This is a genomic window from Kitasatospora sp. NPDC089913 (genome assembly GCF_044748625.1).
Taxonomy (GTDB): domain Bacteria; phylum Actinomycetota; class Actinomycetes; order Streptomycetales; family Streptomycetaceae; genus Kitasatospora.
This window is the reverse complement of the sequence record NZ_JBIVGI010000012.1, coordinates 205,198-229,660: the sequence shown is the minus strand read 5'-3', so window position 1 is coordinate 229,660 and position 24,463 is coordinate 205,198. Positions and strand designations below refer to the sequence as shown.

The following is a 24,463-nucleotide window of genomic DNA, read 5'->3' as shown; positions in this document are numbered from 1 at the left end:
GGAACGGCCCTCGTCGAGGAGGACGCACCGAGGAGAGCGGAACGAGAGGGGAAGCGCGGCGGGAGCGGTAGGCCGTCACACTCCTCTTGCCACTCTCAAGATATAGCGCAAGGGGGGCCTTGCCGCAAGGCCCCCGTCCTGCCGCACAATCAACGACCTGAACCCGTCCCGCACCCGAACGAGCCCCTTGGAGTCCTGCTCAGTGCACCAGCCCCAGTCGGACCAACGGATCGGAACCGCTGCCATGACCACCCCCGCCACCAGCGTGTTCGACCTTCCCGACCGTCTCGCCGCCAAGGCGGACCCGGCCCTGGTAGGCCCGGACGAGCGGCACTTCGCGGCCGTCGCAGAGAGCCTGGAACGGACGATCGCCGAGGCCTCCGACAGCCTCGACGCCGCTCGCCGCGCACCCGGCGGCGCCGGCCGGGCCGCGATGGACCGGGACCTCGAGGTCCACCGCCTGACCGGCCGCCTGCGCGCCCTGCGCCGGTTCGGGCTGGACCTGTGCCTGGGGCGGATCGTCCCGGCGGACGGCGCCGAGCCGGTGTACATCGGGCGCCTCGGTCTGACCGACGCCGAGGGCCGCCGACTGCTGGTCGACTGGCGCTCGCCCGCCGCCGAACCGTTCTTCGCCGCGACCCACGCCGACCCGGCCGGCCTGGCCAGCCGCCGCCGCTACCGCTGGACCGGCGGGCGGATCACCGACTACTGGGACGAGGTGTTCGCCGCCGAGAGCCTCGACGGGCACGCCGCCCTGGACGACCAGTCGGCGTTCATCGCCACCCTGGGCGGCAGCCGTTCGGCGCGGATGCGGGACGTGCTGGCCACCATCCAGGCCGACCAGGACGCCGTCGTCCGGGCCGGCTCGCGCGGCGCGCTGGTCGTCGACGGCGGCCCCGGCACGGGCAAGACCGTGGTCGCCCTGCACCGCTCCGCCTACCTGCTCTACTCCGACCCGCGGCTCGGACACCGGCGCGGCGGCCTGCTGTTCGTCGGCCCGCACCAGCCCTACCTGGACTACGTCGCCGACGTGCTGCCCAGCCTCGGCGAGGAGGGGGTGCGCACCTGCACCGTGCGGGACCTGGTCACCGAGGGCGCGGGCGCGACGGCCGAGCCGGACCCGGAGGTGGCCCGGCTGAAGGGCTCGGCGGACCTGGTGCGGGCGGTGGAGCAGGCCGTGCGGATCTACGAGGAGCCGCCGACCGAGGGCATGATCGTCTCGACCGACTGGGAGGACCTCCGGCTGGACCCCGAGGACTGGGCCGAGGCCTTCGCGGCCCCCGACCCGGGCACCCCGCACAACGAGGCGCGCGAGCAGGTGTGGGCGGAGCTGGCGGAGATCCTGCTGGCCAAGCTGGACGGCGGCGAGGACGTCCCGGTCGAGCTGTTCCTGCGCTCGCTGCGGCGGGACGGCGAGCTGGTCGAGGCACTGCACCGGGCCTGGCCGCTGCTGGAGGCCGCCGACGTGGTCGGCGACCTGTGGACGGTGCCCGCCTACCTGCGGCTGTGCGCTCCCTGGCTCGCCCCCGAGGAGGTCCGCCGGCTGCAGCGCGCCGAGCCGCAGGCCTGGACGCTGTCGGACCTGCCGATCCTGGACGCGGCCCGGCAGCGGCTCGGCGACCCGGCGGACGCCCGCCGCAGGCGCCGGGAGCAGGTCGCCCTGGCCGCCGAACGCGACCGGATGGCCGAGGTCATCAGCGACATCCTCGAGGCCGACCACGACGGCGAGGGTGCCGTCGCCATGCTGCGCGGCCAGGACCTCAAGGACACCCTGGTCGACGGCAGCTCCCTGCCCGCCGCCGACCCGGACCGGCTGGCCGGACCGTTCGCGCACATCGTGGTGGACGAGGCGCAGGAACTGACCGACGCCGAGTGGCAGATGCTGCTGCTGCGCTGCCCGTCCCGGAGCTTCACCATCGTCGGCGACCGGGCCCAGGCCCGGGAGGGCTTCACCGAGTCCTGGCCGGAGCGGCTGGCCCGGATCGGTCTCGACCGCGCCCGGGTGGCCTCGCTGAGCGTCAACTACCGCACGCCGGAGGAGGTCATGGCGGAGGCCGAGCCGGTGATCCGGGCCGCTCTGCCGGACGCCAACGTCCCCACCTCGGTGCGCCGCAGCGGGGTGCCGGTCACCCACGGCCCGGTCTCCGGTCTCGACGGTGTGCTGGCCGACTGGCTGGCGACGCACGCCGAGGGCACCGCCTGCGTCATCGGCGACGCGGCCTTCGCCGCGGAGTTCGGTGCCACCTGCCGCGAGGAGTTCCGGGCGAGCGGCCGGATCCGGGCGCTCACGCCGCGGCTGGCCAAGGGGCTGGAGTTCGACCTGGTCGTCCTGGTCGACCCGGCGGGCTTCGGCGAGGGCGTCGGCGGCGCCGTGGACCGCTATGTCGCGATGACCCGGGCGACCCGGCAGCTGGTCGTGCTCACGGGAGCCTGACCGGGGCGCGCCCCGGCGGCGGGGCGACGGCCGTCCGTCGTGCCACCGCCGCCGGGGTGTCCGGGGCCGCCGCGTCGCCGCCGGACGTCCGGGGCCGCCGCGGCCGCGCTCAGGCCACCCAGCCGGCCGTGATCCCCTGGACGGCGGACCCGTCCAGGTCCGCGAGCTTGGCCCCGACGAAGGCCCGGGCCCGGTCCGAGGTCTGGACGCGGAACGGCGGCCGCTCGGCGGTGAGCGCGGTGACGATGCTCGCCGCGGCCGCCTCCACGCTCTGCGCCTGGTCGAAGGCGGTCCGGGTACGGGCCACGTAGGCGTCCAGGGCGGGCGCGTAGGGTCCGGCGGCGGCGAGCAGGGCGGGCAGGTCGATGCCCTGACTGGCGACGAACTCGCTCGCCACGGCGCCCGGTTCGACGACCGTGACGGTGACGCCGACGGTCGCGGCGACCGGGGCGAGCGACTCCATGAAGCCCTCGACCGCGAACTTGGCCGCGCAGTAGGCCTCGTTGAAGGGCTGGCCGACCACGCCGCCGACGCTGGTGACGGTGACGACCCGGCCGCCGCTCGCGCGCAGGTGCGGCAGCGCGGCGCGGGTCACCTCGACCACACCGAAGAAGTTGACCTCCATCACCTCGCGGACGGGGGCGAGACCGTCCTGCTCGACGGTGCCGACCCGGCCGGACCCCGCGTTGTTGACCACGGCGTCCAGCCGGCCGTGCCGGGCGGCGACGTCCGCCAGGCACGCGGCCACGGAGGCGGCGTCGGTGACGTCGAGCCTGGCGATCTCGATCCGGTCCGCGACGCCGGCCGCCTCCGCGGCCTCGGTCAGCGGGCCGGAGCGGCCGGTGTCGCGCATGGTGGCGACGACCCGGAAGCCGGCGCCGGCCGCGGCGATCGCGGCGGCCAGGCCGATGCCGCTGGAGGTGCCGGTGATGAGAACGATCCGGTCGGTGGTGGTCACGGGGACTCCTTGCCTTGCCGGAGCCGCGGCCGTCGGGCGGCCGTGCCCCGGAGCGGGGACTGGCGTGCGGTGGTCCGCACGCGGTGATTCGCGTGTCGTCGTTCGCGTGTCGTGGCTCGTGTGCCGTCGTTCGCGTGCCGTGGTTCGCACCCGGCAATTTGTGTGCGTGCACACACACCCTAGAGGATGTGTGCACGCACACGCAAACAGGTAGGCTTCCGGTATGTCGCAGCGCACCGACCTCACCCTGGGCGACCTCACCGCCCGCGACCACGCCTTCTACGGCCTGGTCTGGGCGGGCACGACCCTGAGCGCCCGGGTCGACCAGGCCCTCGCCCGGGCCCACGACCTGCCGCTCTCCTGGTTCGAGGTGATGCTCTGGCTGCGGGGCCAGGCGGAACCGGTCGCCGCCTCCGACCTGGGCGCCAAGACCCTGCTCAGCCGCAGCCAGGTCTCCCGGGTCACCGACGCGCTGCAGGCCCGCGGCCTGGTCGAGCGCGCACCCTCCCCCACCGACGCCCGCTCCGTGCGGATCGCACTCACCGAGGAGGGACGACGGCTGTTCACCGAGGCCGACGCCACCCGCCGGGCGGCACTCGCCGAGGTCTTCGACGACCGCCTCGACGACGGCGACATCGCCGCTCTGGAGGCCGTCTGGGCCAAGCTCAAGCGCCCCGCCGGGGCCTGACCCGCCGGGGCCTGACCCGCCGACCCGCGCGCGCCAGCGGGCCAACCGCCCCCGCGGCCCGCCGCCCCGATACCGGAATCCCACCGGGCGGTCAAGAATGCGCGACTCCCTGGGCGAGCCGCGCCGCGGAGCGTGATCATGGACCTATGCGGTTCCGGCACGACGACGGAGGAGACGGCGGCACCCCCACGAACGCGGACACCCCCGCGCTCGCGGCGGCGGCCGCGGCGCTCTCCGGGAGCGCGCCGGACACTACCGACAGCGACGACCCCGACCTCCTGCGTCAGCTGCTCGACGTCCTGCCGACCGGGGTCGCCCTGCTCGACCCCGAACTGCGCTGGTCGTACCTGAACGCCGCCTTCACCACCGTCACCGGTCTGCCCCGGGCCGACCTGCTGGGCCGGCCGGCCCCGGACACCGCCTTCGCCGACGCCGTCGGCACCGTGCGCCGGGTCCTGGACGACGGCCGCGACCGCGAGCGCGTCGCCGGCGGCCCGGACGGCCCGGGCCTCCCCGTCCCGGCGGGCCTGCGGATCCGCTACCGGCCGCTCACCGCCGGAGGCCGCGTCATCGGCGTGATCGTGGCCGTCCTGGACGATCCCGACCCGGTCCAGGAACTGCGCCGCGAGCTCACCCGGGCCCGGACCAGGCTCGCCCTCCTGGAAGCCGCCGCCGAGCTGATCGGCACCACCCTCGACATCGACACCACCGGCGCCGAACTCGCCGCGTTCGCCGTGCCCCGGCTGGCCGAGCTCGCCACCGTCGACGTCCTGCCGCCGGCCACCGCCGCCAGGCCCGGCGGGACACCGGGCCTGCGGTTCCACCGGGCCGGGCTGGCCGCCGCGCCCGCGCTGCGCGCGGACCTCGGCCCACTGGCCCGCCCGGGCGAGTCGCTGCGCCACCGGGAGGGGTCGGTGGCGGCCCGCGCCCTGGCCTCCGGCGTCGCCGTGCTGCTCGCCCCGCGCGGCGCCGAGGAACTCGCCGCGGCCGCGCCCGATCCGCACGCCGAGGCCGTCTTCCGCACCCTCGGGGTGACCTCGCTGCTGGTGCTGCCGCTCACCGCGCGCGGTCAGCTGGTCGGCCTGCTGACCCTGGCCCGCACCGACGCCTCCCCCGGCTTCGGCCCGGACGACGCGGTGCTGGTCGGCGACCTCGCCGCCCGGGCGGCGACCGGCATCGACAACGCCCGCCGCTACAGCCGTTCCCAGGGCATCGCCCTCGACCTCCAGCGCGCCCTGCTCAGCGAACCGGGCAACCCGCACCAGAACCTCGAACTCGCCTCCCGCTACCTGCCGTCCGGCAGCAGCTCGGTGGTCGGCGGCGACTGGTACGAGACCGTCCGGCTGCCGTTCGGGCGGACCCTGCTGGTCATGGGCGACGTGATGGGCCACGGCGTCGAGGCGGCCGTCGACATGAGCAACTACCGCTCCACCCTGCGCGACGTCGCGGGCATGGACCTTCCTCCGCACCGGATCCTGCGGCAGCTGGACACCGTCATCGCCGCCAACGAGTCCGCCCGCCCCGCGACCTGCCTGCTCGCGCTCGCCGACCCCGGCCGGGGCCGGTGGACCTTCTCCGGCGCCGGACACCTCCCGCCCGCGCTGATCGCGCCCGGGCGGCCCACCGAACTGCTGCGGATCCCGACCGGCCCGCCGCTCGGCACCGGGGTCGGCGGCTACGAACTCTCCACCCGGCCCCTCCTGCCCGGCGAGACCCTGTTGCTGTACACGGACGGTCTGGTCGAACGGCGCGGCGAGGACATCGACGTCTCGCTGGCCCGGCTGGCCGCCCTGCGCCTGCCCGTCACCGGTCCGCTGGACGACCTGCTCGACGCCGCCCTGCACGCCCTCGGCCCGGCCCCCGGGCACCCGGCGGAGGACGACGTCGCCGTGCTGGCTGCCCGGCCCCGGCTCCGGCCGCCGCCCCGGGCATAGCGGGCCCGGGGCCGCGGGGACGAGTCGGCGGGGAGGCGGCGGGGAGGGGGCGGCGGGGAGGGGGCGGCGTCCGCTCAGAGCTTGCCCAGGGCCTGCTCCAGGTCGGCCCAGAGGTCCTCGGGGTGCTCGATGCCGACGGCGAGCCGCACGGTGCCGGGGCCGATCCCGGCGGCGGCCAGCTCCTCGTCCGAGAGCTGGCGGTGCGAAGTGCTGGCCGGGTGCATCACCAGGGTGTGCACCCCGCCGAGCGAGGGCGCGAGCGAGGCGAGGCGGAGCGCACCGACGAACGCGGCCGCGGCCTCCCGCCCGCCGGCCAGGTCGACGGCGAACACCCCGCCCTGGCCCTCCGGCAGCAGCCGGCGGGCCAGCTCGTGGTCCGGGTGGCCCGGCAGACCCGGGTGGTGCACGGTGGTGACCGCCGGGTGGGCGGCCAGCCGTCCGGCGAGGTCGAGCGCGGACTCGCTGTGCCGGCGCATCCGCAGCCCGAGGGTCTGCATCCCCCGCAGGGTCAGCCAGGCGGCGAACGGGTCCAGGGAGGCGCCGAGTTCGACGCCGTGCTCCCAGACCCGGTGGTGCAGCGCGGCGTCGGCGAAGACGGCGACCCCGGCCAGCACGTCGGAGTGACCGCCCAGGTACTTGGTGGCCGAGTGGACCACGATGTCCGCCCCGTGCTCGATCGGGCGGCAGAGCAGCGGGGTGGTGAAGGTGTTGTCCACCACGCTCAGCACTCCGGCCTCGCGGGCGACGCCGATCAGGGCGGGCAGGTCGGTGACCCGTGCGGTCGGGTTGGAGACCGTCTCCAGGTACAGCAGCCGGGTGGCGGGCCGCAGCGCGGCGCGGACCTCCTCCGGATCGTCGCCCCGGACATGGGTGACCGTCACACCCCAGCGCGCGGCCAGGTCGGCCAGGGCCGCGAAGGTGCCGCCGTAGAGGCTCTCCTGGGCGATCACGTGGTCCCCGGAGCGGAGCAGGGCGAGCAGCACCGTGTTGATCGCGCCCATCCCGGAGGAGGCGGCCAGCGCACCGCTGCCGCCCTCCAGCCCGGCCACCGCCTGCTCCAGCGAACGGACCGTCGGATTGCCCATCCGGTTGTAGAGGAAGGCGCGGCCCGGCCCTCCGAAGGCCTCCGCCAGCGCGTCGCCGTCGGGGAACGCGAAGACGTGGCCCTGGTGGATCGGCACGCCCAGCGGCCGGCTTCCGACCACCTCCTGCACGGGCGGGTGGACGATCCGGCTCTCGGGCCGCAGCCCGTCGTGGAAGTCGCTCATCCCCCCATCCTGTCCGCGTCCACCGCGACCGGACCAGGGCCAATCCCGTCCCGGTGGCCCCGGATTCCCGGTCGCCGGGTGCCCGTCGGGTGCCCACTGCGTGCCCGTCGCGTTCCTGTCGGCCGTCCGTCCTTCCGCACCCCTGTCGCGGAAGGACGGACGGGTCCCGGGGTGGCCGGGGGCGGGGGCCGGGGTGACCGGGGCCGGGGTGACCGGGGCCGGGGTGACCGGGGCCGGGGTGACCGGGGGCCGGGCCGCCGCCCGGCCCCCGGGGTCAGAGGTGACGGCCGAGGAAGTCCCGGACCAGTGCGGCGATCTCCGGGCCGTGCGTCTCCAGGGCGAAGTGCCCGGCGTCGAGCAGGTGGATCTCGGCGTCCGGGAGGTCGCGGGCGAAGGCCCTGGCCCCCGCGGGGCCGAAGATCTCGTCGTTGCGGCCCCAGGCGACCAGGGTCGGCGGCCGGTGCGTCCGGAAGTACTCCTGGAAGTCCGGGTAGCCCTCCAGGTTGAACTGGTAGTCCCAGAACAGCTGGAGCTGGATCTCCCGGTTGCCCGGGCGGTCCAGTCCGGCCTGGTCGAGCGTCCAGCTGTCCGGGGAGAGCCGGTCCAGCCGGTCGGCGGGCACCCCGTGGGTGTACTGCCAGCGGGTGGCGGACGCGGTGAGCAGCTCGCGCACGGCGGGCTCGTGGGCGGGGCGGTCCACGGCGTGGGCGAACAGCACGTCCCAGAACGGGGTGAACCCCTCCGGGTAGGCGTTGCCGCTCTGGCTGATCAGGGCGGTGACCCGTTCCGGGTGCCGGGAGGCGATCCGCAGTCCGATCGGGGCGCCGTAGTCCTGGATGTAGAGGGCGAACCGGTCGAGGCCGAGCGTGTCCAGCAGGGCGAGGGTGTACTCGGTGAGCTTCTCGAAGCTGTACTCGAACTCACCGACGGGCGGGGTGGCGGACTGCCCGAAGCCCACGTGGTCGGGGGCGACGAGGTGGTAGGAGTCGGCGAGGTCCCGCAGCAGACCGCGGAACATCGCCGAGCTGGTGGGGAAGCCGTGCAGCAGGACCAGGGTCGGCCGGGCCGGGTCCCCCGCCTCGCGGTAGAAGACCGGCAGGCCGTCGATCTCGACCGTGCGGTGGCGCACCTCGGTGTGCGGGGCGGAACCGCCCGCGGTGGAGTCCTGGTCGGTGGTGGCGTGGTCTGCGTCGGTGGTCGTGCGGCCTGCGCCGGTGGCGGTGTGGATCGCGCCGGTGGTGGTGCGGCCTGCGGCTTCGGTACGGGCGGCGGCGGACACGGGAGTGCTCCTCGGCTGGGTCCGGTGCTGGCGTTCGGTCGGGCGGGAGTCGGCGGTCGCGGCCCCCGGGCGTTCGGGGCCGCTCACAGCGACTCGGGAACGCCGGGGGTCAGCAGCCGCAGCCGGCCGGTCAGGTCGGGGGCCGAGAAGGCCCCGGTGATGGCGTCCGGGTCCTCGCCGAGGTGCTCCCAGGACTCGTAGTGGACCGGGACCACCGTGCGGGCGCCCAGGAGCCGGGCGAGTTCGGCCCCCTCGCGGGCGCTCATCGAGAACGCCCGGTCGCCGGTGGACGGGAAGTGGGCGTCACCCAGGTGCAGGAAGGCGGTGTCCACGGTGAAGCGTTCGGCGATGCCCGCCAGTTCGTCGTGGCGGACGGTGTCCCCGGAGAGGTAGAGGGTGCCGCCGTCGTACTCGACGACGAAGCCGGTGACCGGGCCGGTGGCCTCCTCGGTGCCGGGCGGTCCGTGCCGGGCGGGGGTGGCCGTCACGGTGACGGTCGTGGCGCCGGCCGTGATCCGGCGGCTCTCCCAGGTCGCCAGCCCCTCGGCCGCTCCGCCGAGCCGTTCGGCGGCCTCGGGCGTGGTGAGCACGGTGGTGGCGCCGGCCAGCACGGTCCGGCCGGTCGGGTCGAGGTTGTCGGCATGCTGGTCGTGGGAGAGCAGGACGAGGTCGATCGGCGGCAGGCGGTCGGCGGTGAGCGCCGGGCCGGCGGTACGGCGCAGCGGGCGGGCCGCCGGGTAGTCGGCCGGGCCGGGGTCGAGGGCCGGGTCGGTGAGGACGGTCAGGTCGCCGATCCGCAGCAGGACGGTGGCGGTGCCCAGGTGGGCGGCGGTGACGGTGACCGGGGTGGTGGGCGTCGGCGTGGTGGTGGGCGTGTTCCGTGCTGCTGTCGGTGCTGGTGTGCGGTGGTCGGACATCTCTCTGTTCCCCCCGTCGTACGGTGTGCGGTGCGCGGGCGGGGCGTCAGCCGCGGGCGGCGCGCTCCGCCTTGGCGTCGATCTTCTCCTGGAGCGCGGACAGCAGTCCCTGGAGCAGACCGATGGTGGTCTCGTCGGTGAGGTTGCCCTCCTCGTCGAAGCGCTCGTGCGCCCGGAAGACGATGACCTCGGGCTTCACCACCACGTCGGTCTCGGTCCAGACGAAGACCTGGCGGAGCGCCAGCTGGGCGCGGACGCTGCCGAAGTTGGTCGGCGCGGCGCCGAGGATGGCGGCGGGCTTGCGGTGCAGCGGCAGTCCCTCGGTGCGGGTCCAGTCGGTGCTCAGCCAGTCGATGGCGTTCTTGAGCACGCCGGGTATGGAGTAGTTGAACTCGGGGGTGGCGATCAGCAGGCCGTCGGCCTCGGCGACCCGGCGGCGCAGGTCCTCGACGACGGCCGGGCGCAGCTCGGGGGTGTCGAGGTCCAGGTCGTACGGCGGGATCTCGCGCAGGCCCTCGTAGATCTCGATCTCCTGGCCGCCCGGGTTGAACTTCTGGGCGGCCTTCAGCAGCCGGGTGTTGTGCGAGTCGGCGCGCAGCGAACCGGAGATGGCGAAGATCCTGGACGCGGTCATGAGGTGCTCCTCGGTGGTGGGGTGACTGCTGGTGTTGTGGTGACTGTCGGGGTCGACACCGAGAAAACTAGACGGATCAGTTCACCTTGTCAACTGAACTGTTCAGTCTTGACACTGAACTGAGTGGTGTAGTTCAGTCGAGCCATGACCACGACACCCGTGCGCACCACACCGGCGACCGGCCGCTCCGTCGCCCGCGTCGTCCCCCCGTTCCACACCTTCGAGGGCGCGGGCTTCCCCGTCCGCCGCCCCTTCCCCACCGCCGAACTGCCCCTCCTGGACCCCTTCCTGATGGTCGACCAGGTCGGGCCGGTGGACCTCGCCCCCGGCGAGGCCAAGGGTGCTCCCCCGCACCCGCACCGGGGCTTCGAGACGATCCAGTACGTCATCGACGGCGACATCGCGAACGCCGACTCCCGGGGCCACCGCGCCGTGGTCCGCGGCGGCGGCGTCCAGTGGCTCACCGCCGGCTCGGGCATCGTCCACGAGGCCCTGCCCACCCCGGAGTTCCTCGCCGCCGGCGGCCGCCAGCACATGCTGCAGATCTGGGTGAACCTGCCCGCGCGGCTCAAGGGGGTGCCGCCGCGCAGCCAGAACGCCGAGGCCGCCGACCTGCCCGTGGTCCGCACCGCCGAGGGCGCCGAACTGATCGTCCTCGCCGGAACCACCCACGGCGCGACCGCGCCCTTCGAGACCCGCACCCCGCTGCTGGTGGTGCACGCCCGGCTCGCGGCCGGCGGCTCGGCGACGTTCACCGCGCCGGCCCACCACACCGCCGCGTTCCACACCCTGACCGGCCGGGCCGTGACCGCCGGCGTCCCGCTGCCCGACGGCCACCTCGCCGTCCTCGACCACGACGGCGAGAGCTTCACCGTGCGGGCCGTCGACGGGCCGGCCGAGGTGCTCGTCCTGGCCGGCGAGCCGATCGGCGAACCGGTCGCCCGCAGCGGGCCGTTCGTGATGAACACGGTGGCCGAGCTGCACCGGGCCCAGCAGGACCACTCGCGCGGCCTGATGGGCCGGATGCCGGTATGAGCGCCGCCCCGTTCCCCGTCCCGGCCGTCCCGCACCCGCCCGCCGCCTCCGGGGCCCCCGCCGTCCCGCGCACCCGCGCCGCCTCGCGGGCCCCCGCCGCCGGCCACCGCCCCGCCACCACCGCCCCGGGCGGGCGGGCACCGGGGACGACGGCCGCGGCGCTGCTGATCGCCGCCGCCGCGAGCGGGATCTCCGGGCCGAGCCTGGCCCTGCCCACCGCCGCCCACGCCCTGCACGTCCCGACCGCCTCGGCGGCCTGGCTGATGACCGCGTACGGCCTCGGCCTGCTGGCCGGCACCCCGCTGCTGGCGGGCACCGCCGGGCGGCGCGGCCCCGCAGCCCTGGTCCGGGCCGGCGCGGCGCTGGTCGCCCTCGGCGCCGCGATCGTGCTGACCGCGCCCTCCGCCCTGCCGCCGCTCGTGGCAGGGCGGGCGGTGGAGGCCGCCGGGGCCGCGGGACTGACCGTCGCGGCCTTCCGGATCGCCGGCCGCGACCGCTCCGGCCGCTCCACCGGCCTGGTCGCGATCGGCAACGCCGCCGGTGGCACGCTCGGCCTGTTCGTCGGCGCGGGCGCCGCGCAACTGCTCGGCTGGCGGGCCGCGCTGGTCATGCCGCTGCTCGCCCTCGCGGTGCTCCCCGCCCTACTGCGCCCGGCCGGGCGGGCGGGACGCGGCGAGCGGGAGGGGCAGGCGGCACGGGAAGGGCGGCAACGGCCGCAGGGGCACGGAGGCCACGGAGCACGAGCGGCGCGGGCCCGGCGCGCCCGGCCGGGGGCACCGGACGGGCGGTTCCGCGACGCCCTGCCGCTGGGCCTGCTGCGGCGGCCCGGCTTCCGCCGCCCGGCGCTGCTCATGCTCGCGCTCGCCACCGTCAACTTCGCCCTGGTGTACGGCGCCCCGCGCCGGGTGGCCGCCCTCACCGGCTGGGGCCCGCTGCCCACCGGCGCCGCGGTCGCGTCCGTGTCGCTCGCCGGCGCACTGCTCTCCTGGCAGCTGGTCCGGCTCGCCCCGGCACTGGGGACGGGACGGGTCCGGGTCCTGCTGGCGGCGGGTTCGGCGGCGGCCGCGACCGCGGCGGCCTTCGCGCCGTGGCCCCCGGTCGTCCTGCTCGGCTCGGGGCTCGGTTCACTGGTGACCGCCGGCGGGCAGGGGGTGCTCACGGGTTCGGCGGTCGGCGGGCTCGCACCGGAGCGGCAGGGCGGCGCGATCGGCCTCTTCAATCTGGCCTTCCCGGCCGGCGTCGCAGTGGGTCCGGTGCTCGCGGGCTTTGCGGACCAAACGGTTCAGTTCCTATACTGAACGGTCCAATCACCCGGACCGGTCACTACCGTCCCAAACGGTCGGTACCATCCCGTCGCAGAAGCCCGCCACGCCTGGGAAGCCCCCTTCCCACCCCGACGAAGGACGAAGGACGGACGCATGGGAGCCGAGCGCCAGGACGCCACCGACGAGTACGGGATGCCGATCATCCCGGCACCGGGCGACACCGCGGCCCGCAAGCGTCAGGCGATCATCGACGCCGCCCTCGCGGAGTTCCTCGCCGAGGGCTACTCGGCCGCTTCCATGGACGTCATCACCACCCGGTCCGGCGTCTCCAAGGCCACCATCTACAAGCACTTCGGCAGCAAGGAGCGCCTGTTCCTGGCCGTCGTCAGCGGAGTGCTGCCGAAGACCTACGCCGACCTGACGCCGCCCGCCCGGGCCCTCGCCGACGCCCCGGACCTGCGCACCGCCCTGGTCCGGCACGCCACCGAGCTCACCCGCATCCTGCTGCGCCCCGAGATCATGCTGCTGCGCCGTCTGGTGATCGGCGAGATCGACCGCTTCCCGCAGCTCGGCCAGCTCTGGTACCTGGTCACCTACGACATGAACAACGGCCCGCTGGTCGAGATGCTCACCGACCTCACCGCCAAGGGCGAACTGCACGTGCCGGACCCGAAGCTCGCCGTCCAGCAGCTGGTGGCCTGTACCGTCGGCATCCCGCAGCTGGTGCACACCTTCGCCCCCACCACTCCGGTGGACGACGACGAACTCGCCCGCACCATCGGGTCCGGTGTCGACCTCTTCCTCGCCCGCTACGGCCGTCCCCCCGGCTGGCACGGCCCGGCCGCCTGACCGGCCCCCGACCTTCCCCTCGGCCGTCGCCCCGACCGTCCCGACCGCCCTGACCGTCCCGACCGCTCTCGCGAAGCGGTCCGCCGCCGGGCCCGGCCCCGGAGGACCGGGGCGAGCACGGCGGCGGACAGGTACGGCGGCGGACAGGTACGGCGGGCCCGACGGGCACCCGGGCTCCCGCCTCGCTCCTCAGCGGTCGGCGTCCCCCGCCCGCTCGGTCCGCTCCGCCCGCCGGGTCCGCTTCCCCGTCTCCGCCCGCTCCACCCGGCGTCGCCGCAGCAGCACGAACGGGACGGCCGCAGCCACCAGGGCGGCCTCCGGCGCCGAAGGCTCGGCCGGACCCTCCCCGCCACGCCCGCCGAGGCCGTCCGGGGCCCCTGCCGCAAGACCCTTCTGGTCGAAGGTGTCCGGCACCGGCAGGGTGTCCCAGCGCGACAGCGGCCAGGCGATCACGAAGGCCCGGCCGATGACGTTCTTCACCGGGACGAACCCACCACCGGGCTCGTTGACGTGGAAGCGCGAGTCGCGCGAGTCGTTGCGGTGGTCCCCCATCACCCACAGCTGGTCCTTGGGCACCGTCACCGTGCCCACCGGCGCGTCACCGCACGGCGTCGCCCCCGGGTACAGGTAGGGCTCGTCCAGCGCCACCCCGTTGACCTTGACCGGGCTGCCCTCCCGGCACTCGACGGTGTCGCCGCCGACCGCGATCACCCGCTTGATGAGGTCCTTCTCGTTGTCGGAGGGCAGCAGACCGACCGTGCCGAGCGCGGTCCGGATCCCCTCGACGAACGCGTTGCCCTTGACCCGCGGCACCGAGTCCAGCCAGCCGCCCGGGTCCTTGAAGACCACCACCTCACCGCGCTCCGGCTCGGCGCCGAACCACGGGGTGAACTTGTCCACCAGGACCCGGTCGTCCTTCTCCAGCGTGTGCTGCATCGAGCCCGAGGGGATGGAGAAGGCCTGGACGAAGAAGGTCTTGATGCCCAGTGAGAGCAGCAGGGCGATGACGATCAGGATCGGCAGCTCCTGCCAGAACGGCCGTTTCTTCTTCGCCTTCCCGCGCCCGCCCCTGCCGTTCGCGTCCGCGTCCGCGCCGCCGTCGGCCCCTTCTGCGGTCCTCGCCTCCGCGCCTGCGTCGGCGGCGCGGCCCCCGGTGGCCGTGGCCGTGGCCGCCACCTCGGGGGTCTCCCCGTCGCCCTGACCGGTGCCCGCCGCACCGGCGGTCTCCTCCACGCTCATCCCTGGCCCCCTCCGGACGGCCCGGCGGGCCCCCGTGCGGGACCCCCCGTTGTCAGCTAACGATCGACGGTTCCCGCAACCGGGCGGGGCCGTACCCCGACCGTTCCCGCCGCCGTCGCCCCGTCAGAACGTACACCCAGGGCCCCGGCGCTACGACACCCCACCGCCCAGCATGATCCGCGCGACCAGCTCCCTCCGGCTGGCCACTCCGGCCTTGGCGAACACCGACTTCAGATGGTCCTGCACCGTGTACGGCTTCATCGCGAGCAGCCGCGACACGTCCCGGGTGTCGCACCCCCGCACCAGCAGCAGCGCCACCTCCTGCTCCCGCGCCGTCAGTCCGTACGCCGAGAGGTACAGCGGCACCGCGTCGGCGGGCCCCGCCGGCGCCGCCACCACCGTCACCAGGTCCTCGGCGGCGCCCTGCATCGCCGAACCGTGCAGCACGTACCAGCGGCCCTCGCCGTCCTGCACCCGGATCTTCGACTGCGGCACGGGCAGGCCGTGCGCCACCCGGCGGGCCTGCTCGGCGGCGATCGCGACGGCCGTGGGCACCCGCAGCGAGGTCCGGCTCGGGTCGGAGAGCCGGCCGAGCAGTTCCTCCGCCGGACCGGAGACCGCGATCGGCCGGTTCCCCCGGCCGAGCACCACCACCGCCGGCCCGGCGTCCGCCGCCCGGCCCGGCGCCACCGCCGCCGAGGGCACATGACAGGCCCTCAGCGCATGGCCGAGGTGCCGCGCGGCGAGGTCCGCGAAGTCCCGGTGCCGCGCCAGGTACGGCCCCCGGCCGGGCACCCGGAGGAAGACCGCGCACCCCCACATCCCGCCGTTCGCGTCGAACACGGCCCGCAGCTCGTCGCCGAACCCCGCCGGCCGGATCTGCTCCCGGAACCGCACGCTCTCCGCCGGCCGCCCCCGGGTCGCCCGGCTCAGCGTCTCCGCCCGCACCCCGCTGCGCCGGATCCCCGAGAACGTCGCCACGTCGTCCGCCCACACCTCCAGGCGCACCGCGTGCTCGAACCCCTCCAGACTGAGGTCGTCGCTCAGCACCGAGTTCACCAGCCCGGTCGCCGGATCCGCCGAGTGCCAGCAGACCGCGTCGTACTCCAGGACACCCCGCAACAGCTCGTCCGCCCTGCGGAACACCCCCTCGGCCCCCAGCCCCGCCCCGGCCAGCTCCCGCAGCTCCTCGATCGCCTGCCGCGCCGCCGCCCCACGTGCCCCGCGTGATCCCATGCGCCGGAAGCTAACACGCACACCGAGCGCCCACCCATGCCCCGCCGGGCGGATCCGCCCTCCCCCTCCGGACGGTCCCCGGCCCCCTTCTCCTCATCCTCCGGTCGGTCCCCGACCCCGACGCCCGGTCCGGTCGGCCGGCGCGGCGGGGGAACCCGATGTCCGGTTCTCCCGCCGCTCGACGGTCGCGACTCCCCGGCCGCTACAGCCAGTTGCGGCGCTTGAAGACGAGGTAGAGGCTCGTGCAGACGACGGCCATCAGGGCGATCGCGAAGGGGTAGCCGAAGGCCCACTTGAGTTCGGGCATGTCGGTGAAGTTCATGCCGTAGATGGTTCCGACCAGGGTGGGGGCGAAGAGGATGGCCGCCCAGGAGGAGATCTTCTTGATCTCGTCGTTCTGGACGTGGCTGGCCTCGGCGAGCTGCTTCATCTCCTCGTTCTGGCGCTGGGAGACCAGGGTGGCGTTGAGGGTGAGGATGTTCTGGAGCATCTGGCGGAAGCCGTCGACGCGTTCGGCCGCGTAGGTGGCGTGGTCGGCGACGTCGCGCAGGTAGCGGCGGAGTTCCTCGTCGGTGCCGTACTTCTCGAAACCGGCCTCCAGGCTCTGCATGATCTCCAGCAGTGGCCGGGTGGCCCGCTGGAACTCGATGACCTCGCGGGAGAGTTCGTAGATGCGCCGGGAGACCTGCGGGTCGCCGCCGAAGACCTCGGTCTCGATCTCGTCGATGTCGTGCTGGAGGCCGGCGATCACCGGGGCGTAGCCGTCCACCACGGCGTCCAGGACGGCGTAGAGCACCGCTTCGGGGCCGAGGGCCAGGAGCTCCGGGTCCGCCTCCAGGCGGCGGCGGACCGTGGAGAGGTCGGGGGCCTGGGAGTGGCGGACGGTGAGGACGAAGTCGGGGCCGACGAAGAGGTGGATCTCGCCGAAGTCGACCTCCTCCACGTCGTCCAGGTAGCGGGCGGCGCGCAGCACCACGAAGAGGGTGTCGCCGTAGCGCTCCAGCTTGGGGCGCTGGTGGGCCACGATGGCGTCCTCGACGGCCAGTTCGTGCAGGTTGAACCGCTCGGCGGCCTCCAGCAGCTGGGCCTCGGCCGGGCGGTAGAGCCCGATCCAGGCCATCGTGCCGGGCTTGCCGGGCAGTTCGCGGTAGACGCCGGCGAGGTCGGTGGCGGAGGCCAGCCGGTGGCCGTCGCGGTAGACGCCGGCATCGACGACGGAGCGCTCCAGGCTCACGTGCTCGACCGGCTGGTCCGGGCGCGGGTCCATCGAGTGCTCGGGGGCGGGCTGGGCGGGCGTGGTGCCGCCGGCCGGGTTGGTGGGACGGCTGAAGGGGAGCTTGCTCGCACGCACTGCGCGTACACGCCAGTCGGACATGACGGGGTACCTCCGCGGTTCGGGGGCCACCGCACCGGACACAGCGGGTCGGGGGTGCGGGGCGGGCGGGAGGCGCCCGGCCGTCCTCCACCGCGCACGGCGCCCGGGCCGCGCGGCCGCGCCGGATCAGCGGCGGGCGGTGCGACGGCGGGGGTCGGGAGCGGTACGGGAGGAGGGTCGCCGGGTGCCAGGAGACATGGGGGACGTCCTGGGGAGGGGCCTACTTCGACCCGGACTACTACCGCACTCCATCGCTCTCACCTCCTCGCCGTCGGGGCGCCCGCGCGGGGTCGCCGTAACCGGGCCACCAGGAGGCTCCACACCGCCGAGCGGGCGCGCACGGGCACCGCAGCGTCGGGTGGGCACCCCTGATCTCGTCAGAGCTTTGGCACGCCACGGCGTAGCACCCGGGATGGTCCCGAGGGGTGCAGCCACTTGGGGTCACCCCTTAGGCCGGGGAGACCTGTCCTGACCCTGGGCGTCTCTCGACGTCGTGGGGTCAGTGGCCTGTGTCCATGGCGACGCCTCACCGAACGAGGTGCCTTCACAACCTCCCCGAGTCTAGTACCCGGGAAAGGCGTACTTCGACCAGGGGTCCGGCCAGGAGTCGGCGCGGAGCGTGCGACGGTCGGTGCGCGGGGCCCGTCGAGGGCTCGCACGGGCGGTGCACGCCCCGGCCACCCGGCGTGCGCCGGTCGGGTCGCCGGCCTCGGGTCGCCTGCCTCGGGCCGCCGGTCAAGCCGCCGACCCCGGGCCGCAGGTCAGGCCGCCGGTCCGAGGTGGGCGGCCACGTACGGCACCGCCACCGCTTCCAGCGCCCCGGGCGAGCCGAACGCCGGGTGGACGTTGACCTCGAAGACCGCCCCGCCGCTCTCCCCCGCGAGGTCGACCGCCGCGAACGGCAGGCCCACCGAGCGGGTCGCCGCGACCGCCAGCTCCGCCAGCCCGGCGGGCAGCGCTTCGACCGGCAGCGGGGTGGAGACGGCGCCCCGGGCGAGGTTGCACGGCTGGTCCGGGTCGTCCTGCACGTGTTCGACCGCACGGAGCGCCCGGCTGGCGAGCACGGTCACCCGGTACTGGTGGCGCCGGCCGTCCGCGGTGAAGTTGCGGGCGTCGGCGGCGAGCAGCCAGGCGGCACCGGCCTCGGCGTAGCGCTCGGCCGCCTCGGCGAGCTGGGCGCGGGTGGTGACGTGGAAGACGTCCTCCCCGCTCATCCCGAGGGCCGGGCGGGCCCAGACGTCGCCGCCGAGCCGTTCGAACACCTCGGCAGCCTCGGCCCGGGTGGGCCGGGAGAGCGCGACCGTCGGCATCTGGCGGACGCCGTCCCGGGTGAAGCACTCGACGGTGAGGCGCTTGTCGGTGGCCGCCCGCCAGCCGTCGGCGGCGGTGCCGAGGGAGCGGACCCGGTTCTCGCGCAGCAGCCGCTGGCAGTCGACGAGTTCGTGACGGCGGTGCGGCGGTATCTCGTACAGGAGCACCGTCCCGGCGGTCACCGCGAGGCCCTCGGCGGGGACTTCGAGGGCGACCCCGTCACCGGTGCCCCGCACCCGTCCGCCACCGGCGGGGCCCGTCGCACCGCCGGTCATGAAGTACCGCGCGTCGAGCAGGAACGGCGCCTGCCCGGTCAGCCTCCGCACCGCGGCGGCCAGCGCCTCCCGGCTGCCCTCGGTCGAGCCGTGATCGGTCATCAGAACGAGCTCACTGCGCCCCATGACCCCATAGAACATGTCGCGAACATGCCCAGGCAAGCGGATCCAGGCACCCGCCCGGGGAAGGTGCCCCGGGCAAATTCGCGTGTACCCGAACGGTGCCACGCGTTCACCGCGCCGCCATGTCGCGGCGCCCCGCGTCCGCCGGGCCGGCGGATCCACCGCCACGCCACCCCGGGAAAACCGGTTGGCGGGCAGCGGCGGCCACTGCTACATTCCCGTTGGCCGTGCGAGAGAACAAGGAGGTGGTACCCGTGAACGCTGTATCGACATGGGTGCTCCCCTCCGGAGTCATGGTCGGGCGATAGGTCGTCCGGGAGCGCCTTCACGTAGCACTCCCGAAAGGCACGACCATGCGATTCACCTCCGAGCAGCGCCTCGACGACGGCGTCCTCGAGCGCGAATTCACCCTCGACGGCATCCCCGGCATCCTGTGGACGCCCGCGTCCGTCTCCCCCTCCGCGCCGGTGCCGCTGATCCTGATCGGCCACCCCGGCGGCCTGGAGCGGATGTACCCCCGGTTGCTGGACCGGGCACGGCAGTCCGTCGCGGACGGCTTCGCCGCGGCCACCCTCGAACTCCCCGGCAGCGGCGAACGGCCGCGTTCCGCCGTCACCGAGCAGGCCCGCGCCGATCTGCGCCGGGCCATGGCGGCCGGCGAACCCGTCGGCCCCGAGATCGTGGACCGGCTGGTCCTGCCCCTGGTCGAGCAGGCCGTCCCGGAGTGGCAGGCCGCTCTGGACGCCCTGCTCGCACTGCCCGGGATCGGCGGCCCGGTCGGGTACTCGGGCGGCGTGATCGCCATCGGCACCCGGCTGGCGCTCGTCGAGCCGCGGATCGCGGCCGCCGTCCTGTTCGCGGGCAGTTTCGTGCCCGCCGCCACGTTCGAGGAGGCCCGCCGGGTCACCGTCCCGCTGCACGTCCTGCTGCAGTGGGACGACGAGGGGAACGACCGGCAGGCGTCCCTGGACCTCTTCGACGCGTTCGGCTCCGCCGAGAAGACGCTGAACGCCAATCTCGGCGGGCACACCGGTGTCCCGCGGTTCGCCGGGGACGCCGCGGCGCAGTTCTTCGCCCGGCACCTGAGGTGAGGCCGGACCGCCGGGCCGCCCGCGGGCGCTGAGCACCGCGGGCGGGACTCGCGGGCCTGAGGGCCTGAGTGCCTGAGGGTCCCAGGGCCCGCGGGCCCCCGGCCTGCGGGGGCCCGCAAGGTCTGCGGGCCTCAGGGCTTGCGGGCCTCGACCAGGAACCGGGCGGAGTGGGCGACGAACGGCCCCTCCGCCCGGATCCGGGCGTCCAGTTCGCGCAGCCGTTCCCGGTGGGCGTCGACGGTGAACCCCGGCACCATCCAGATCACCTTGCGCAGGAACCACACCACCGCGCCGATGTCCCGGAACTCGATCCGCAGCCGCTCCGAGCGCAGGTCGACCACCTCGAGACCGGCGGCCCGGGCGGCGTCCGCGTCGTCCTCCGGCCGCCTGGCCCGGCGCGCCTCCGGCTGCGGACCGAGAAAGTACTCGACCAGTTCGAACACCGAGGCCGGCCCGACGTGCTGCGCCAGGTAACTGCCGCCGGGGCGCAGCACCCGGGCGATCTCGGACCACCACACGGTCACCGGATGACGGCTGCTCACCAGGTCGAAGGACCCGTCGGCGAAGGGCAGCGGCGGCTCGTCGGGGTCGGCCACCACGACCGCGCCGAGCGGGTGCAGCAGGGCCGACGCCCTGGCGATGTTCGGCGGCCACGCCTCGGTGGCCACCACGGTCCGCGGGAAGCTCCCGGCCACACCCGCCAGTACCTCGCCGCCGCCGGTCTGCACGTCCAGCGCCGCCGACGCGTGCGCCAGCCGCTCGCCGAGCAGCCGCTGGTACCCCCAGGACGGGCGCTCCTCGCTCGCCCGGCCGTCCAGCCAGGAGAAGTCCCAGCCGTCCACCGACGCACCGGCCGCCTCGGCCACCAGTTCCTCGAACGTTCGCTCCATGCCGCTCATCCTCTCCCACCGCTCACCGGTACGCCGTCGCAGCAGGCCCGCCCCCGAAAAGGTGCTGGGCAACCAGGTGGTCATCGGGACCGAAGCAGCCCGCTGCCTCGCCGGCGGGCCCGTTCCGGACCGCGCACGAGCGGCTGCTGCGCCGGGCGGTCGACCGGCACGCGGGAGAAGGTCTTCGCCACCGTCACGGCCACGGCGGACGCCGACGACGGCATCGGCAGATCCCGAGGTGGGTCGAGCACCAGGACATCCGGCCGGTGACGCCCGGGCACGGTCACCGGCCATCGTCCTGACGGCCGGGCAGGCCGGCGCGCGCCCGCCTTCGGCACGGTCGTGGCCGCGATCCGCTCCCGTCCGCGGGACCGCAACACCCGATCACCCGGCACCTTCCGAGGGCGGGCGGGTCAGTCGCCGGTCGTGCCGTCGAGCAGTTCGCGCAGGATGTCGAGGTGGCCGTTGTGGCGGGCAGTCTCCTCGGTGAGGTGGAGGAGGATCCAGCGCAGGTCCACGTGCAGGCCGCCGCGGACCGGCCGCTTCGCCCGGTCGGCCAGGTCGCTCGCGGCGACCAGGTCGCGGTAGCGCGCGCTCTGTCCGGCGTACTCGTCGAGCAGCTGCTCGAGCGGGAAGTCGACGGCGATCCGCATCTCGCGGTCGGGGTCCTCCACCGTCCAGGGGCCCTGGTCCTCCTCGCCGAGGAAGACCACCTGGAACCAGTAGTACTCGACCCAGCGGAGGTGGTTCACCAGCCCGCTCAGGGTCATCAGCGGCGAACCCGGCAGGAGCGCCCTGCGCGCGTTCTCCGGCGAGACGCCCTCGCACTTGGCGCGGGCCGTGTCACGGGCGTAGTCGAGGAAGGTGGTCAGCTGTGTGCGCTCGTCCCAGGCGGGAGGCGTGTCGTCGATCCTGGTCATCGCGGGACAGCATTCCCAATCGCGCGACCGCTGTCGACATGTTTACGGACGGGTCGCTTCCGGACCGTGCCCGGCGGCGGCGCGGCGGCCCCCGGCGGCGCGGGCCGCCGCGTGCCGGCTGGCGGCCGTCCAGGCGGCGGTGACGGCGTGGTGGGCGCGGGCGGTCGCCTCCGCGGTGTCGGCGGGCAGGTGGAGCGGGGCGCCGAGGTGGACGTGCAGGCCGGGGCGGCGGAGCGGGGCCGTGGCGAGACCGGCGAGCTGCTTGGCCGTCCCGCCCGAGGTGAGCCGGCGGGAGCCCGCCTGGCCGAGCGGGACCACGGGTGCGCCGGTGGCGTGCGCGAGGCGGGCCAGACCGCTGCGGAAGGGGCCGGGCGGCAGTTCGCCGGAGTCCCGGCGGCGCGGCAGCCCGCCCTCGCCGTAGATCAGCACGACCCGCCCTGCGGCCAGCGCCTCGGCGGCCGCGTCGAGCGACTCCGCGGCCCGCGCGGTACCCCGGTGGACGGCGATGTGCCCCTCGCGGCGCAGCAGTGTCCCGAGCAGGGGGATCCGCCACAGGCCGGCGGTGGCCAGCACGACCGGCCGCGCGCCGAGCCGGTGCAGGGCGGCGAGCACCACGACGGGGTCGGCGAGCGAGGTGTGGTTGGCCGCGACGATGCTTCCCGGTGCGACGGTGGGGACGGTGTCGGGCGCGTCGGGCACGGTGTCGGGGGCGTCGGGCACGGTGTCGGGGGCGTCGGGCGCGGTGTCGGCGGCGGAGGAGAGCGGGTCGGCGGTGATGCGGAGGTGGCCGAGAGCGGGCAGCAGGAGGGCGGCGGTACGGCTCAGCATGGCGTGGGGTGCGTCCTCGGTGACGGTGGAGCGGGGTGCTGTCCGCGCCAGTCTGCTCGGGTGCGCCGGCCGGCGCCTGAGTACCCGTACTCAAGCAGGACCGGGAGGGCTGGGCGGAGCCGGGGGCCGAACCTGCGTCAACGCCGCACCGGCCCGGCGCCGATGCCGCGCCGACCGCTCGCCGCGCGCCGGAGGCCGCCAGCGTCTAGGCTCGGTCGGATGAGGCGACTGGACGACATCGACCAGGCACTGTTCCATCGGATCGCCGTGTCCGAGCACCCCTTCGGGGCCGGATCACGGGTCGGCGAACTGCTGCGCCGGGCAAGCCATGCCGCCGACCACGGGAAGCTGTGGTTCGGCACGGCCGCCGTGCTCGGGGCCGTCGGCGGGCGGAGCGGAAGGCGGGCGGCACTGCGCGGGGTCAGCGCGCTGGCGCTCGCCTCGTTCACGGCCAATGTGGCCGCCAAGCAGCTCACCCGGCGCCCGCGGCCCGCGCTCGACCACATTCCGGCCGCCCGGCTGCTGCTGCGGCAGCCGATCACCACCTCCTTCCCGTCGGGGCATTCGGCCTCGGCGGCGGCCTTCGCGACGGCGGTGGCGATCGAGGCTCCGGCGGCGGCAGCCCTCGTGGCACCGGTGGCCCTGGCCGTGGGCGCCTCCCGGGTGTACACGGGCGCGCACCACCCGAGCGATGTGCTGGCCGGCTTCGCGCTGGGCTCGGCCGTCGCCGCGCTGACGCTGCGCTGGTGGCCCCGTTCGTCCGACCTGCGGCCGGCCGCCGGGCCCGCGCGCCGCCCGGCCCCGGCGCTGCCCGAGGGCGAGGGCCTGTCGGTGGTGGTCAACTCGGGTTCCGGCAGCGGCGCGTTGGCGTCCTACGGCCCCGAGGAAACGGTCACCGTGCTGCGCGACCTGCTGCCCCGGGCGGACGTCCGCCTCTGCGGGCCGGAGGACGATCTGCCCGCCCTTCTCGCCGAGGCCGCCGACCGGGCCTCGGCCGCGGGCGGGGCGCTCGGGGTCTGCGGCGGCGACGGCAGCGTCAATCTGGCCGCCGGGCTCGCGGTGGAGCGGAACCTGCCGCTGGCGGTGTTCCCCGGTGGCACGCTCAACCACTTCGCCGTGGATCTCGGCATCGAGGACTTCGAGGCGGCGGCGACGGCCGTGACCACCGGCAGTGCGTGCGGGGTGGACCTCGGGCTGGCCACCGACGGTACCGGGCAGCGCTACTTCCTCAACACCTTCAGCCTCGGCGTCTACCCCGAACTGGTCAAGCTGCGTGAGTCGTTGGAGGGCCGGATGGGCAAGTGGCCGGCCCTCGCGGTGGCCACCGCGAAGGTGCTGGTGAACGGTGAACCGGTCACCGTCCGGGCCGGCGGGCGGGACCGGCAGCTGTGGCTGCTGTTCGCGGGGAACGGCGCCTACGACCCGCCGGGCTTCGCCCCGACCCACCGGACCGGACTCGCCGACGGCCTGCTGGACGTCCGGGTGGTCGACGGCGGGCGACCGTTCGCCAGGACCAGGCTCGCCGCCGCCTTCCTCTCCGGCACGCTCGCCCGCTCCCGGGTGTACCACGCGGCCCGGCTCCGGGCGCTCGACCTGGAGAGGCTGGGCGACGCCCACCGGATGGCCGTCGACGGCGAGTCGGTACCCGCGGAGGGCCCGCTCCGGCTGGCCAAGTCCGCGCGGGCGCTGACGGTCTACCGGCCCGCCGCGGGCTGAGCGCCGGGGGGGGGGGGCCGGCCGGGGGGGGGGGGGGGGGGGCGGGGCGGGGGGGGGGGGGCCCCCGGCCGGGGGGGGGGGCGGGGCGGGGGGGGGGGCCCGCCCCGGCGGGCCCCGTCGCCGGGGGCGCGGCCGCGCGCGCGCCCCGCCCCGGGCTGCCCCCGGGCCGGCGGGCCCTCCGGCGCGCCCGGCCCGCGC

The 24,463-nt window shown here is 75.4% G+C and carries 20 protein-coding genes and 1 riboswitch; of the genes, 8 read left to right on the top strand and 12 right to left on the bottom strand.

Annotated features, from left to right (window positions below):
- The first annotated feature begins 244 nt into the window (after positions 1-244).
- Entirely contained in the window at positions 245-2,434 is a 2,190-nt protein-coding gene (gene helR, locus ACIPYS_RS20510) for an RNA polymerase recycling motor ATPase HelR (RefSeq protein WP_400747779.1), read from the top strand.
- A 109-nt stretch (positions 2,435-2,543) separates the two neighbouring features.
- Here the strand turns inward: helR and ACIPYS_RS20505 are convergent, their stop codons facing one another.
- Positions 2,544-3,392, bottom strand: coding sequence for an SDR family NAD(P)-dependent oxidoreductase (locus ACIPYS_RS20505; protein WP_400747777.1), 849 nt, complete (start codon positions 3,390-3,392; stop codon positions 2,544-2,546).
- 223 nt (positions 3,393-3,615) lie between these two features.
- On the opposite strand from ACIPYS_RS20505, the gene ACIPYS_RS20500 reads away from it, so the two are divergent.
- A complete protein-coding gene (locus tag ACIPYS_RS20500; protein WP_093858822.1) occupies positions 3,616-4,080 on the top strand; it encodes a MarR family winged helix-turn-helix transcriptional regulator in 465 nt (154 codons plus the stop codon).
- A gap of 146 nt (positions 4,081-4,226) precedes the next feature.
- Positions 4,227-6,014 carry a SpoIIE family protein phosphatase gene (locus ACIPYS_RS20495; RefSeq protein WP_093858823.1) on the top strand — a complete coding sequence of 596 codons (1,788 nt, stop codon included), beginning with the start codon at positions 4,227-4,229 and terminating at the stop codon, positions 6,012-6,014.
- A 74-nt stretch (positions 6,015-6,088) separates the two neighbouring features.
- Here the strand turns inward: ACIPYS_RS20495 and ACIPYS_RS20490 are convergent, their stop codons facing one another.
- The 4 genes from ACIPYS_RS20490 to ACIPYS_RS20475 form a co-directional block, all read right to left on the bottom strand.
- Positions 6,089-7,282 carry a trans-sulfuration enzyme family protein gene (locus ACIPYS_RS20490; RefSeq protein WP_400747775.1) on the bottom strand — a complete coding sequence of 398 codons (1,194 nt, stop codon included), beginning with the start codon at positions 7,280-7,282 and terminating at the stop codon, positions 6,089-6,091.
- Between the two features lie 274 nt (positions 7,283-7,556).
- A complete protein-coding gene (locus tag ACIPYS_RS20485) occupies positions 7,557-8,411 on the bottom strand; it encodes an alpha/beta fold hydrolase (protein ID WP_093864637.1) in 855 nt (284 codons plus the stop codon).
- Between the two features lie 233 nt (positions 8,412-8,644).
- The gene (locus ACIPYS_RS20480) at positions 8,645-9,478 is read right to left on the bottom strand and encodes an MBL fold metallo-hydrolase (protein WP_400747773.1); all 834 of its coding nucleotides are present in this window, start codon (positions 9,476-9,478) and stop codon (positions 8,645-8,647) included.
- 46 nt (positions 9,479-9,524) lie between these two features.
- Positions 9,525-10,112, bottom strand: coding sequence for an NADPH-dependent FMN reductase (locus ACIPYS_RS20475; RefSeq protein ID WP_400747771.1), 588 nt, complete (start codon positions 10,110-10,112; stop codon positions 9,525-9,527).
- A 144-nt stretch (positions 10,113-10,256) separates the two neighbouring features.
- Here ACIPYS_RS20475 and ACIPYS_RS20470 point away from each other — a divergent pair, with 144 nt between their 5' ends.
- The 3 genes from ACIPYS_RS20470 (at position 10,257) to ACIPYS_RS20460 (ending at position 13,261) form a co-directional block, all read left to right on the top strand.
- A complete protein-coding gene (locus ACIPYS_RS20470) occupies positions 10,257-11,147 on the top strand; it encodes a pirin family protein (RefSeq protein ID WP_400747769.1) in 891 nt (296 codons plus the stop codon).
- Entirely contained in the window at positions 11,144-12,445 is a 1,302-nt protein-coding gene (locus tag ACIPYS_RS20465) for an MFS transporter (protein WP_400747767.1), read from the top strand. The genes ACIPYS_RS20470 and ACIPYS_RS20465 overlap by 4 nt, the downstream gene beginning before the upstream one ends.
- A gap of 120 nt (positions 12,446-12,565) precedes the next feature.
- The gene (locus ACIPYS_RS20460; protein WP_093858829.1) at positions 12,566-13,261 is read left to right on the top strand and encodes a TetR/AcrR family transcriptional regulator; all 696 of its coding nucleotides are present in this window, start codon (positions 12,566-12,568) and stop codon (positions 13,259-13,261) included.
- A gap of 189 nt (positions 13,262-13,450) precedes the next feature.
- Here ACIPYS_RS20460 and lepB read toward each other — a convergent pair whose 3' ends face one another.
- The 4 genes from lepB to ACIPYS_RS20440 all read right to left on the bottom strand — a co-directional run bounded on the left by lepB (position 13,451) and on the right by ACIPYS_RS20440 (position 18,823).
- Complete coding sequence (lepB, locus tag ACIPYS_RS20455; RefSeq protein ID WP_400747765.1) at positions 13,451-14,500, bottom strand: signal peptidase I; 1,050 nt, start codon at positions 14,498-14,500, stop codon at positions 13,451-13,453.
- A 150-nt stretch (positions 14,501-14,650) separates the two neighbouring features.
- Positions 14,651-15,736, bottom strand: a complete 1,086-nt coding sequence (locus tag ACIPYS_RS20450; RefSeq protein WP_093858831.1) for a helix-turn-helix transcriptional regulator — start codon at positions 15,734-15,736, stop codon at positions 14,651-14,653.
- A 202-nt stretch (positions 15,737-15,938) separates the two neighbouring features.
- Entirely contained in the window at positions 15,939-17,111 is a 1,173-nt protein-coding gene (locus ACIPYS_RS20445) for a magnesium and cobalt transport protein CorA (RefSeq protein WP_093858832.1), read from the bottom strand.
- Between the two features lie 359 nt (positions 17,112-17,470).
- Positions 17,471-17,656, bottom strand: a riboswitch (M-box (ykoK) riboswitch).
- A gap of 216 nt (positions 17,657-17,872) precedes the next feature.
- Entirely contained in the window at positions 17,873-18,823 is a 951-nt protein-coding gene (locus ACIPYS_RS20440) for a RimK family alpha-L-glutamate ligase (protein ID WP_400747762.1), read from the bottom strand.
- A gap of 350 nt (positions 18,824-19,173) precedes the next feature.
- Here ACIPYS_RS20440 and ACIPYS_RS20435 point away from each other — a divergent pair, with 350 nt between their 5' ends.
- The gene (locus ACIPYS_RS20435) at positions 19,174-19,911 is read left to right on the top strand and encodes an alpha/beta hydrolase (protein WP_093858835.1); all 738 of its coding nucleotides are present in this window, start codon (positions 19,174-19,176) and stop codon (positions 19,909-19,911) included.
- A 131-nt stretch (positions 19,912-20,042) separates the two neighbouring features.
- On the opposite strand, the gene ACIPYS_RS20430 is transcribed toward ACIPYS_RS20435, so the two are convergent.
- From ACIPYS_RS20430 to ACIPYS_RS20420, 3 genes are all read right to left on the bottom strand, one after another.
- Positions 20,043-20,801, bottom strand: a complete 759-nt coding sequence (locus tag ACIPYS_RS20430) for a class I SAM-dependent methyltransferase (protein WP_400747759.1) — start codon at positions 20,799-20,801, stop codon at positions 20,043-20,045.
- Positions 20,802-21,214: 413 nt separating this feature from the next.
- A complete protein-coding gene (locus ACIPYS_RS20425) occupies positions 21,215-21,721 on the bottom strand; it encodes a DinB family protein (protein ID WP_093858837.1) in 507 nt (168 codons plus the stop codon).
- A 42-nt stretch (positions 21,722-21,763) separates the two neighbouring features.
- A complete protein-coding gene (locus ACIPYS_RS20420) occupies positions 21,764-22,549 on the bottom strand; it encodes a lysophospholipid acyltransferase family protein (protein ID WP_400747757.1) in 786 nt (261 codons plus the stop codon).
- Positions 22,550-22,768: 219 nt separating this feature from the next.
- On the opposite strand from ACIPYS_RS20420, the gene ACIPYS_RS20415 reads away from it, so the two are divergent.
- A complete protein-coding gene (locus tag ACIPYS_RS20415; protein ID WP_093858839.1) occupies positions 22,769-24,265 on the top strand; it encodes a bifunctional phosphatase PAP2/diacylglycerol kinase family protein in 1,497 nt (498 codons plus the stop codon).
- Positions 24,266-24,463: the final 198 nt, after the last annotated feature.

What these genes read in the sequence shown, in the direction of transcription:
- helR (WP_400747779.1), top strand. Translation starts at nt 245, where the DNA reads ATGACCACCCCCGCCACCAGCGTGTTCGACCTTCCCGACCGTCTCGCC.
- ACIPYS_RS20500 (WP_093858822.1), top strand. Translation starts at nt 3,616, where the DNA reads ATGTCGCAGCGCACCGACCTCACCCTGGGCGACCTCACCGCCCGCGAC.
- ACIPYS_RS20495 (WP_093858823.1), top strand. Translation starts at nt 4,227, where the DNA reads ATGCGGTTCCGGCACGACGACGGAGGAGACGGCGGCACCCCCACGAAC.
- ACIPYS_RS20490 (WP_400747775.1), bottom strand. Translation starts at nt 7,282, where the DNA reads ATGAGCGACTTCCACGACGGGCTGCGGCCCGAGAGCCGGATCGTCCAC.
- ACIPYS_RS20480 (WP_400747773.1), bottom strand. Translation starts at nt 9,478, where the DNA reads ATGTCCGACCACCGCACACCAGCACCGACAGCAGCACGGAACACGCCC.
- ACIPYS_RS20475 (WP_400747771.1), bottom strand. Translation starts at nt 10,112, where the DNA reads ATGACCGCGTCCAGGATCTTCGCCATCTCCGGTTCGCTGCGCGCCGAC.
- ACIPYS_RS20470 (WP_400747769.1), top strand. Translation starts at nt 10,257, where the DNA reads ATGACCACGACACCCGTGCGCACCACACCGGCGACCGGCCGCTCCGTC.
- ACIPYS_RS20465 (WP_400747767.1), top strand. Translation starts at nt 11,144, where the DNA reads ATGAGCGCCGCCCCGTTCCCCGTCCCGGCCGTCCCGCACCCGCCCGCC.
- ACIPYS_RS20460 (WP_093858829.1), top strand. Translation starts at nt 12,566, where the DNA reads ATGGGAGCCGAGCGCCAGGACGCCACCGACGAGTACGGGATGCCGATC.
- lepB (WP_400747765.1), bottom strand. Translation starts at nt 14,500, where the DNA reads ATGAGCGTGGAGGAGACCGCCGGTGCGGCGGGCACCGGTCAGGGCGAC.
- ACIPYS_RS20450 (WP_093858831.1), bottom strand. Translation starts at nt 15,736, where the DNA reads ATGGGATCACGCGGGGCACGTGGGGCGGCGGCGCGGCAGGCGATCGAG.
- ACIPYS_RS20445 (WP_093858832.1), bottom strand. Translation starts at nt 17,111, where the DNA reads ATGTCCGACTGGCGTGTACGCGCAGTGCGTGCGAGCAAGCTCCCCTTC.
- ACIPYS_RS20440 (WP_400747762.1), bottom strand. Translation starts at nt 18,823, where the DNA reads ATGGGGCGCAGTGAGCTCGTTCTGATGACCGATCACGGCTCGACCGAG.
- ACIPYS_RS20435 (WP_093858835.1), top strand. Translation starts at nt 19,174, where the DNA reads ATGCGATTCACCTCCGAGCAGCGCCTCGACGACGGCGTCCTCGAGCGC.
- ACIPYS_RS20430 (WP_400747759.1), bottom strand. Translation starts at nt 20,801, where the DNA reads ATGGAGCGAACGTTCGAGGAACTGGTGGCCGAGGCGGCCGGTGCGTCG.
- ACIPYS_RS20425 (WP_093858837.1), bottom strand. Translation starts at nt 21,721, where the DNA reads ATGACCAGGATCGACGACACGCCTCCCGCCTGGGACGAGCGCACACAG.
- ACIPYS_RS20420 (WP_400747757.1), bottom strand. Translation starts at nt 22,549, where the DNA reads ATGCTGAGCCGTACCGCCGCCCTCCTGCTGCCCGCTCTCGGCCACCTC.
- ACIPYS_RS20415 (WP_093858839.1), top strand. Translation starts at nt 22,769, where the DNA reads ATGAGGCGACTGGACGACATCGACCAGGCACTGTTCCATCGGATCGCC.